We start from the raw sequence: 10357 nt of genomic DNA, 5'->3' as shown, positions 1-10357 counted from the left end.
TAAATTTCCAAATGGACAGGAGCCGCCTTTAGAAAGGTAATTACTTTTTTGGCTCTAAGTAGAGTAAACAATTAAACTGAAAATTATGACACTATTTACGCAACACTAGTGATATTATTTAAATTCTAAAGTTAATTATAAAATTTCATCGAGTGTCGGTAACGTTGTAATCATAACTAAAGTTATCAAACTTTTTAGGATAAACATATGCATAATCACTAGTCCAATAATGTGTAGAACCTTCATGTCTATAAGTACGCTGAGTTACCTTCCATTTATCATAACGTTTTCGATACATAATCGTCCATTCTTGGTTGCTTGGTGGTTCAACTGAGTAAGTAGCGGTTTTAGTATATGATGTACTAATGGAAAAACCTACTGAAGCATCGACTGCAGACTTGCTAACTTTTAATGTACCTGTATAAGAGTTAGAAACTCCTATTCTATCTGACCATGAAAGTCTTGATGGTCCCCACCCAGATGGACCTGCTATCCAACTTCCATATACATCACTTAATTGAGATTTTGAATAAATTCTCCATTCTGTAAACATATATGCATTTGGTGTTATGCCTCCAGTTCCTGTACCAATTGAAGGAATCAATATATTAGATTGTTGACTATCTTCAATAATTATTTCAGTTAGAACATAATCTGGGTCAACGATCTCCTCGAAAGTATCATCTTCAGCAGATACAATACTTTATTTTCAAAAGAAAAGCCTAAACATAATGTTAAAAGTGTTAAGAAAAGATAACTATTTAACTTATTCAAAAAATTTCCCCCTCAATATATAGCTAGACACCATATATTTACAGTTAAACATCAAGTATCTAAATTCCTTTTTTTACAAAAAAATCGTAAAAATTTACAATAGTATATATTAGTGATTATTCTATACTTTTGTTTAGACAAATAAAATATTCATATTTCCTTATTTTTCTATTATTCTGGTGATTTAGTGAAAAAAACAGATTTAAACAAAGAGAGTTTGAAAACTTTATCAGCTTTTTAGAAAATGAAGGGTATTTAGAACGTGTTTTAAGAGTAGGAGATTATTTTTCTATTAAACCAGCAGGGATAACTACAAAGGGAACGGAATAAATAAATTCTAATATAGATTACGAAAAGGACTATCCTAAATGACAGGGTCTTATCAAGTGGGTTCAAGTTGAAAAGGATTTATATTCTAATTCTTCAGATGAGGAATAAATGAACTGTGAAATACTAATTGTTTCAAAGCCTTAATAGATCACGTTTACACACCATCATAAAGATGGATGTACTTATGTGTTTTTAGTATGCAATAGGTATATATTCCCAATGCTATGCAGAAGCTGGGCGTGAAGGGGCGTTCACAGGCTGTTGTAGAGCTTCTAAGAATGGGAGAATTAGAGCTATAATAAAGAAGATGATCTCGTATAAGCGGGGAGGAAATTCCACTCCTTTGCCGCTTATATGGGTCATCTTCTTTTTAGTTTGTTTAATTGTTGACTTTAAAATAGGAAAGCTAAGTGAGAAAAAACTATAGAATGAGAAGAATGATAATAGAAGTTAGAAAATAAATACAAATAGATCATTAGACCTATTCTTAATGAGGACTGTTTTTATTTACCTTTGTCTTTTATTTGGCTGTCATTTTACCAATAAAAACCACGAGGAATTAGTCATCCCGTGGCTTTTTATTGTTTCCTTTTATAATTAATGCTTAAACGAGTTTCTAATTTGAAACTCCATTATCTTTTAAGAAAATTGTTTACATATTTTTGGGTGTTCCATGAATATACCCTGGAGCTTGTTCTAACTCGGGAGCTTGCCCTGTTCCAACAGGATTTTCTACATATTCAAATTGTCCCATGCCATCCATAGATGGACCTTTTGCCCATCTGCCAGCTTGACTTTCAGTACCTTCAGAACAGCTTATGAATTTATAAGCAACGTCAGATTTTTCGTACTGGCGATTAAAGGTACTTGGTACTACTTTGCCTTCTTTCTCTTCTAATTCTGCGATTGCGGCTAACCATTGGTTCTGATGCATGGTGTCACGTGCAATCAAGAAGGAAAGCATATCTCTTACACCTTTATCATCTGTCATTTCATATAGACGAACAACTTGGAGTCTTCCTTGTGATTCGGCATTTAGATTTGCTCTGAAGTCTGCAAGAAGATTTCCACTTGCAATGGTATAGCGAGCATTCCATGGATAGCCTGCGCTATCGTTTGGGCTAGCTCCTAAACCATTAACTATTGCATGCTGTGGATTCATTCCGCCCATAACGCTAGCAATTATTGGATCTTTGGCCGCCTGCTCTTGTTCCTCTACAGGAGCTTTGTCAAGTAATTGTGCAATCATGGTAGCTAACATTTCAACATGAGCTATTTCTTCAGTACCTATATCTAAAAGCATATCTCGATATTTTTTTTCAGCTCTGCAATTCCAACCCTGAAATAAATATTGCATCATAACCGAAATTTCTCCAAATTGGCCACCTAACACTTCCTGAAGCTTTTTTGCATAAATAGGATCTGGTTTATCTGGTTTAGCTATGTATTGCAATTCTTTCACATGAAAAAACATCCTAACACCTCCAATTATATCTTTAATATTGTGAGGGAAATCATTCTTTTTATTCTGTTAGTTTTTTCCTGTCAGGAATGGGAAAGGGTAACACATTTACGATTTAATAATTGTAGATTATAATTGTAAATAAAGAAGATATGAAATTTGTCGGAAATTAATTATATTTGTATATTTATAAGTAGGAGTTGGAATCATGATGACTGAAGAGAAAAACGCAAAGGAATACTTAGAGAATATAGCTACAATCGAAAAGGATATGCGATACATATCTGGTATCATCAAACAAAAGGGGAGAGAAATATTAAGTAATTATACAATGACTCCTCCTCAATTTGTCGCCCTGCAATGGCTATTTGAAGAGGGGGATATGACGATAGGAGAATTGTCGAATAAAATGTTCCTAGCCTTTAGCACAACAACTGATTTAGTTGATCGTATGGAAAAGAATAAATTAGTACTAAGAGTGAAGGATCCGAATGATCGACGTGTCGTTCGTATTCATATGCTGGAAGAAGGGAAGAGGCTAATTGACGAAGTAATCAAAAAGCGTCAAGGCTATCTTCAAGAGGTACTGAATGACTATACGACTGATGATATCGAAGAATTAAAGAAAAATTTCATGCGTTTACATCAAGTAATGCGAGAAAAATGAGGCGGTTTTTTGGAAAGAGCAATAGGGGTTATAGATTCTGGAGTTGGTGGATTAACGGTAGCAAAGGAAATTATACGCCAGCTTCCTTTTGAGAACATCGTATACTTAGGAGATACGGCAAGATGTCCATATGGACCAAGAACCGGAGAAGAAGTGAAAAAATTCACTTGGGAAATGACTAGGTTCTTGTTGGAGAAAAATATTAAAATGCTTGTCATTGCCTGTAATACTGCTACTGCTGTAGCATTGGAAGAGATTCGAGCACAACTATCTATTCCAGTAATTGGAGTAATCGTTCCCGGGGCACGAACAGCATTAAAGGTAACAAATAATAATTATATCGGTATGATTGGAACAATTGGTACTGTTCGAAGTCGAGCGTATGAAAAAGCACTAAAGAAGATTAATAATCGAGTAAGAACAGTTAGTTTAGCATGCCCAAAATTTGTTCCTTTGGTGGAGAGCGGAGAATATGATGGTCCGGTAGCAAGGAAAATCGTGAAAGAAACGCTGTGGCCGTTAAAGAACAAAGAGATTGATACATTAATACTTGGCTGCACCCATTATCCTTTGTTGGCAAAAGTAATTCGAGAAGAGATGGGGAATAAGGTAAAGGTGATTAGTTCTGGAGCAGAAACGGCACGAGAAGTTAGCACCATTTTAAATCATAATGACCAACTTGCTTCAGGAGAAAATGAAGTAGAACATCATTTCTATACTACTGGGTCGAAGGATATTTTTGCGAGAATAGCTTCAAACTGGCTTAATCAAAAAATAGACTCTGTTCAAACAATTAAGTTGATATAATTAATTAAGACTGTCTTATCGGTATATTTCCTATTATTATTTGGTAAATGATAGTGGATAAAACCGAAAGACAGTCTTTTAAAAAAAAAACTCCTAAAGGCGGTCTAAAAATAATATAGGCTCGTATATATATTAGTACAAACTGTCTTAGGAGTGATGAAGATGTCTAAGAATAACAAATTGACCATAGTTTCAGCGGTTATCATATCATCTGTGTTGATCTCTGGTTGTAGCTTATTGGGAGATAAAGAAAACGTAGACCCACCTCAATCTACAACTTATGAGGATGATGCAGTTAAGGAAAATGCTGACCAAGAAACAACAGGTGAAGTTGCAGCAGAGGATACAATGCCTATTGAATTATATTTAATGGATAAATACGGTTATGTTGTCCCTCAAACATTAAACTTGCCAAAAACAAACTCGATTGCACAAGAAAGCCTTGAATATTTAGTTAAGGGTGGAAAGGTAACGGAAATGCTGCCAAATGATTTTCAGGCAGTTATTCCCCAAGATACAAAAATCAGTATAAATGTCGATGATGATAAAGTGGCTACTGTTGATTTTTCAAATGAGTTTAAAGAGTATGAGGCAAAGGATGAAGAGAAAATCTTACAATCTATCACATGGACATTGACACAGTTTGATTCCATTGATTCTGTAAAGCTATCTCTAAACGGTCATGCATTGACAGAAATGCCAGTAAATAAAACACCGATTCAAGGTGCTTTGACAAGAGCAGATGGCATAAATGTTAATACAGATGACGTGACAGATATAACAAATACAAAGCCATTGACTGTTTATTATATTGGCGGAGACTTAGATTCGTATTATTATGTTCCAGTAACAAAGCGTGTCAGCAATGGGGAAGAAAATAATGTAGCAGCAGCAGTAGGGGAGCTAATAGAAGGACCAGGTATGAGTGCGTCACCATCCTTAACGAGCTTATTACCTGAGGATGTTAAGTTATTAGACGATCCAGTAGTTGAAGATGGAAAGGTTACATTAAATTTCAATGAAAATATTTATTCAAGCGGACTAGATGGAGAAGAAAAGGTAGTCGCTGATGAGATATTAAATTCCTTAGTACTTTCTTTAACAGAACAAGAAGGCATTGAAAGTGTTGCTGTTACGGTTAATGGAGAGTCTGATTTAGTAAATGCAGAGGGTGAAAGCTTAACTAAACCAGTAACTCGTCCAGAAAATGTGAATACAGGTAGTTTTTAAGGTTAGTTTATGATGCGAAAGAAGCTTGGGTTCCTCCTAGGCTTCTTTTTATTTAGTGCAGAAAAATAATAAATTTATTACCTCATCATTACCATTTATATCTAATTATTGGAAAAAGCTTCACAAAACTGCCTTTTGAATTAAGGAAGAAAGGGTATATACTGTGTATATAGACACATTTTTTTTAGCGTAGTAAACTTAAGAATATAGTTTGTTTTATGTTAAAGTAAAGGAAATGACATTTTTGGTTAATTAAGGAGAATTATGATGAAAGAGATAATAATTGCAACAAAGAATACAGGTAAGGCGAAGGAATTTGTTCAAATGTTTTCGCCACTTGGCTATGAAGTAAAAACACTTTTAGACTTTCCAGATGTGCCGGATGTAGAGGAAACAGGAAGTACATTTGAAGAAAACGCTCTTCTCAAAGCAGAAACGATTTCTAAACTACTAAATCGTGTCGTTATTTCTGATGATTCTGGTCTTGTGGTAGATGCTTTAAATGGTAGACCAGGAGTATACTCTGCTCGATATGCTGGAGAACAAAAAAACGATCAAGACAATATGGATAAGGTTTTACGTGAATTAGAGGGAATTCCAACAGAAGAAAGAACAGCTCGCTTCTGCTGTACATTAGCGGTTGCTATTCCAAATGAAGCCTCTCTAACATTTACTGGCACCTGTGAAGGGGTTATATTGGAGGAAAGAAGAGGAGAATATGGATTTGGTTATGATCCGATCTTTTATGTAGTAGAGGAGAAAAAGGCGATGGCTGAATTGCCTCCAGAAGTAAAAAATAATATTAGTCACCGTGCAAATGCATTGAAAAAACTAAAAGAACAGTTACCTGCTGTTTTTAAGGAAGGGAACTAGGATGAAGGTTTTGATTGTTAGTGACAGTCATGGTTTGGTATCCGAATTAGGTGTTTTAAAGAAAAGACATGGAAAAGAAGTAGACTTATTTCTACATTGTGGCGATTCAGAATTAGCTGCAAGCGAAGATGTGATGGAGGGCTATATTACCGTTCAAGGTAACTGTGATTATGAGGACAAATATCCAACCGAAACAATTCAAGAAATCGCTGGAAAAAAGATTTTTTTAACGCATGGGCACCTATATGGTGTAAAGTCTTCTCTTAATAGCCTATTGTATAAAGCAAAGGAAGTACAGGCAGACATCGCTTGCTTTGGTCATTCTCATTATTTAGGGATGGAAGTAGTTGATGATGTTTTATTCATCAATCCTGGTAGTTTGCGTCTGCCTAGGGGAAGAATGGAACAAACATATGTGATTTTAACGATTGAGCGTGATCGGTTAGAGACTGAGGTCTATGATTTTCATAAAGGTTTACTTCCAGAATTAAAGAATGATTTTTCTCTTTAGTATGATTTTTCCTAATGAGGAGAAAAAAATTCCTCATTAGGAAAAAAACTTTAATTAACTATTGACTTTGTTTTTCTATAGTCATATAATAATTATTGTCCTCATTAGGACTAAAGCAAATACATAACATGTCCCAGTAGCTCAGCTGGATAGAGCAACGGCCTTCTAAGCCGTCGGTCGGGAGTTCGAATCTCTCCTGGGACGTATTTTTATAAACTTAAATTATTTTAAGTATATTTTAATAGATTATTTTCAACTTAGTAACACTTAAATTATAGGTATTATAAAGAAAGACTATGATTTTTTAAAAGGTTATGATACAATACTTTAGGTAGCTGTTTCGAAAATAATCAAATAAACCATGTCCCAGTAGCTCAGCTGGATAGAGCAACGGCCTTCTAAGCCGTCGGTCGGGAGTTCGAATCTCTCCTGGGACGCCATACTACATACCAAATGAAACGCAATTTTTCAACCTCTTATATCGTTTAGTGAAACGGTCAGTATAACGGTCATGTAAGAAATTACACCCATTATTGACTTGAATCATTTACGATATAGGGGGTTTTTTTGTATGACTAAAAGAAAAGGATTATTAGATGTTGAAGTGGATGTAAAAGGATTATTAGATGGATTAACTGTTACCAGTTCAACCGCCTCTAAAGCAAAAATAAAACAGACTGAGGTATTAAATGACTCGATGTTGATTTCTAGTGCTTTAGAAACCATTACAAGGCAAATGAAGGTAAGCGGTAATAGAAGCCGAACTATAAGTGATTATGTCCTTCATATAGAGCATTTTCAAAGCGTAACAAATGTAGTCCATGTTTCAGATATTACTGCCGATACCATTTACAAATGGTTAGATACCATGGAAGTAAGTAATCAAACCAAACTCACTCGTTTGAAATGTCTAAAGGCTTTTCTCTCACGCTGTTTTGATAACGGTTGGATTGATATCAAGTTTTGGAAAACCATTAACATTAAAGTGGACCAAAAGGTTAAAGAAGGTGCTACAGAGCGTGATGTTAAAGTATTGCTCTCTTTACTAGACTTAAGCAATTTCATCCAGCTAAGGGATGCTGTAGCCGTTCTAGTGATGTTTAAAACAGGTATTAGAATTAATACATTGACTCAACTTGAAGAACGTCATATAGACTTCAATAACAATGTGCTAAATTTGGAAGGAAGCATTATGAAAAATCATCAACAAATTAAATTACCTTTTGATGACTTACTTAAAAAACTGTTAGAGGTTCTTATAAAGCAAAATGCGGTGATTAGAAGGGAATATGGCAAGAAGAATAGCTTGTTGTTTATTACCAAGTACGGTGATGTTATATCAAACTCACCAACACATAATAACATCCAGAAACGACTAAATAAGTATTCCAAGATGTGTGGTTTGAAGAACATCAATCCTCATGCCTTAAGAAGAGGTTTTGCAAAATCATTGCTTGATAAAGGGGCAAATGTTGCTGTGATATCTAAGGCATTGGGACATAGCGATATATCGGTCACAACTAAATACTTGTACTTAGATGTCGATGAAGTAGCAAATGACCTTCGTGCTTATTTGTAAGCAGTCCTCATTAAAAGGAAAGACAGAAGAGGGAGAGAACCATTTTAAAGCTTGAGCGATTCTTCCCTCTACTTGATTTTTTGTCATAAACCTGCTCCGCAAATGTATTGGAATAAACAATTTATATCTCATTTACATATCAAATGATACTTGCTCCATCTTAGAAACTGCCTTAGATTTCCTTTTCAGTACCTTGCGTTCCTGATTCAATAATGGGGTAAACAGGTTTTCATAATCCTTATCTCTAATAATCTCGATAAAAGGATGCTCTAGGGACATTTGATTTTCCAAACTAAAAATGTAGTTGAATACCTTCTCTACCTTCTCTCTAGCTTGAATATAAGATGAATCAACTGCATCATGTATTATTCTGTGAATGGTTTCTGTCTTTTTACTGTTAGGAACATCACCTAAGCCAATAGCACGTTCAAGGTTAGGGACTGAGCCAAAGATTCTAGTAGAATCCTCTTTTAATGCGTATATGTTATAACAGTTTGTTTGTTGAGCTTTCAGCGTTGAATGTGTAAATCTCTCGTGATTGTCTATATCATGCAAGATGTAATATCTGGTGTTAAATTGGTTAAGAATTTTCATGAGGGAGCAGATTGTTGCCTTGCCTCTTGCCCTAATGACGTGTATGTTTAAACCACGCTCTTTAATAAAGTGCTTAAATGCAACATATTCAGTGTCGCCTTCTACAACAATTATCTTATCAGCAAAGAAGAATTCGTTGACATACGAATCCGCATAATTCAAGAGCTTCATGTTTTTTATATCATCTTCGTCAAACTGGGAGCTGGATGATTGATAAAGCTCAATGGCTTCGGTTTTTCCAATTCTAAATACCTGAATAGTAGTATGGTTCTCAGAAAGGTCAATTAGCACAGGAGAGTGGGTAGAGATAATTAATGGCATCCTACTTCCAATAGCATAAAGCGACCTACTTAAAGCTCTAACAGCTTCTGGGTGTAAAAATGCTTCTGGCTCATCGATAAGTAGCATTTTTTGCGTGCTGTTTGTTCCCATCAATCCTTGTTCAATCATGTTTTGGATGATGTAAATTAAACTCATTCTTTGTATTCCTGTACCTTGTGTAGAGAGGGGCATATCACTGCTGTGCATGTTTCCTATTAGTACGCTAGAGCTAGTAGACTTGACTATATCAGATACTGAAAAGCCGTTGCTTTCTCCACCTTGAACTGAAAGCTGAAGAGAGCTATTTGAAAATACACTTTGTAAACTTTTTGATACGCTATCACTAACATTTGAGAGTGAAAAATCAGTCTTGCTTTTTAATTTCTTTAATAATCTAGGGATTGAGCTTTTTAACTCTAAGTATTCGCTCTTAATTGCTTGAAGTTCTTCTTCATCAAATTCTTCCATTTCCAACTTGCTTAATTCTGCTGTAATTATCTGCGAGTAAATTTCTTGAACCTGCTTGTCAATTTCTTCAGTAGTCATATAAGGTGTGATGTAATAAGGGCTATTTGCCAAAATTTCATCTAATGTTTCTTTCAGCTCATGAGTTCGTTTAATTTCAGTACCTTGCGTATCAAAGTATTTTCCATTATCATTCGAATACTTTTTCACAATGGTTACTGTTTCTCCAGTCTCGCTGTCGACAACAAACTCAGCTTCTAATTCAATGGTTTTGTTCTCGTCTTGGTTGGAGTAGCACTCAACTGGTATCTTCGCTTTAGCGGTAGTAGGAAGGTAAAACTGGTTAATTGCTTCTAGAAATGTTGACTTACCTGTATTGTTTCTACCTGTCAAAATAACAATGTTCTCACTGGAAAAATCAATGCTGAACTTTGTATTAAAGACTTTGTAGTTTAAAACACTGAACTTTTTCAGTCGCATGGAAACACCCCTAATATGTAAATGTATCTAAAACAATTGTCCTAATTATAACAATAAATTACATAAAAACCCATAATATTCTATAATTTTTGATTTATCAATGAATAATCTGGAGGATACTGGTTCGTAGAGCATTCGGTCACATAGCTGCTCTCTTTTTACATATATTGTTTAAGGATAATGTAATAATTACCATGAGGTAATTTGTGGAAGCATTTTGGAGACAAGTAGATAATATCCCTTGATATTCAAGCTTTCAATAGC

The 10357-nt window shown here is 34.9% G+C and carries 9 protein-coding genes, 2 tRNA genes and 1 pseudogene; 9 read left to right on the top strand and 3 right to left on the bottom strand.

Features of this window, described 5'->3' with window-relative positions:
- Nucleotides 1-145: 145 nt before the first annotated feature.
- Nucleotides 146-604: a hypothetical protein gene (locus ACTQ5K_RS16095; protein ID WP_441994071.1), complete on the bottom strand. Its 459-nt coding sequence runs from the start codon at nt 602-604 to the stop codon at nt 146-148.
- A 709-nt stretch (nt 605-1313) separates the two neighbouring features.
- On the opposite strand from ACTQ5K_RS16095, the pseudogene ACTQ5K_RS16090 reads away from it, so the two are divergent.
- A pseudogene (locus ACTQ5K_RS16090) lies at nt 1314-1403 on the top strand (DNA-binding response regulator); the annotation flags it as partial.
- A gap of 353 nt (nt 1404-1756) precedes the next feature.
- Here the strand turns inward: ACTQ5K_RS16090 and ACTQ5K_RS16085 are convergent.
- On the bottom strand, nt 1757-2578 hold the full coding sequence (locus ACTQ5K_RS16085; protein WP_235247844.1) for a manganese catalase family protein: 822 nt from the start codon (nt 2576-2578) through the stop codon (nt 1757-1759).
- A 196-nt stretch (nt 2579-2774) separates the two neighbouring features.
- Between ACTQ5K_RS16085 and ACTQ5K_RS16080 the strand changes: the two genes are divergently transcribed.
- From ACTQ5K_RS16080 to ACTQ5K_RS16045, 8 genes are all read left to right on the top strand, one after another.
- Nucleotides 2775-3233: a MarR family winged helix-turn-helix transcriptional regulator gene (locus ACTQ5K_RS16080; protein WP_031534755.1), complete on the top strand. Its 459-nt coding sequence runs from the start codon at nt 2775-2777 to the stop codon at nt 3231-3233.
- A gap of 9 nt (nt 3234-3242) precedes the next feature.
- Entirely contained in the window at nt 3243-4040 is a 798-nt protein-coding gene (gene racE / locus ACTQ5K_RS16075; RefSeq protein WP_441994070.1) for a glutamate racemase, read from the top strand.
- A gap of 162 nt (nt 4041-4202) precedes the next feature.
- Complete coding sequence (locus ACTQ5K_RS16070) at nt 4203-5270, top strand: GerMN domain-containing protein (RefSeq protein ID WP_235247833.1); 1068 nt, start codon at nt 4203-4205, stop codon at nt 5268-5270.
- 267 nt (nt 5271-5537) lie between these two features.
- Nucleotides 5538-6143 (top strand): XTP/dITP diphosphatase, encoded by a 606-nt coding sequence (locus ACTQ5K_RS16065; RefSeq protein WP_235247831.1) that lies wholly within the window; start codon nt 5538-5540, stop codon nt 6141-6143.
- A gap of 1 nt (nt 6144) precedes the next feature.
- Complete coding sequence (locus tag ACTQ5K_RS16060; protein WP_031534748.1) at nt 6145-6654, top strand: metallophosphoesterase family protein; 510 nt, start codon at nt 6145-6147, stop codon at nt 6652-6654.
- 130 nt (nt 6655-6784) lie between these two features.
- A tRNA-Arg gene (locus ACTQ5K_RS16055) sits at nt 6785-6858 on the top strand.
- 159 nt (nt 6859-7017) lie between these two features.
- Nucleotides 7018-7094: transfer RNA gene (locus tag ACTQ5K_RS16050), tRNA-Arg, on the top strand.
- 131 nt (nt 7095-7225) lie between these two features.
- A complete protein-coding gene (locus ACTQ5K_RS16045) occupies nt 7226-8233 on the top strand; it encodes a tyrosine-type recombinase/integrase (protein WP_441994068.1) in 1008 nt (335 codons plus the stop codon).
- A gap of 132 nt (nt 8234-8365) precedes the next feature.
- On the opposite strand, the gene ACTQ5K_RS16040 is transcribed toward ACTQ5K_RS16045, so the two are convergent.
- Entirely contained in the window at nt 8366-10093 is a 1728-nt protein-coding gene (locus tag ACTQ5K_RS16040) for an ATP-dependent nuclease (RefSeq protein WP_235247819.1), read from the bottom strand.
- Nucleotides 10094-10357: the final 264 nt, after the last annotated feature.

Origin of the sequence: Niallia sp. Sow4_A1, assembly GCF_052116745.1 — a bacterium.
In the GTDB taxonomy this organism is placed as follows: Bacteria; Bacillota; Bacilli; order Bacillales; family Cytobacillaceae; genus Niallia; species Niallia hominis.
Note: the sequence above shows the minus strand (reverse complement) of the source record. Positions and strands in the feature narration are given on the sequence as shown.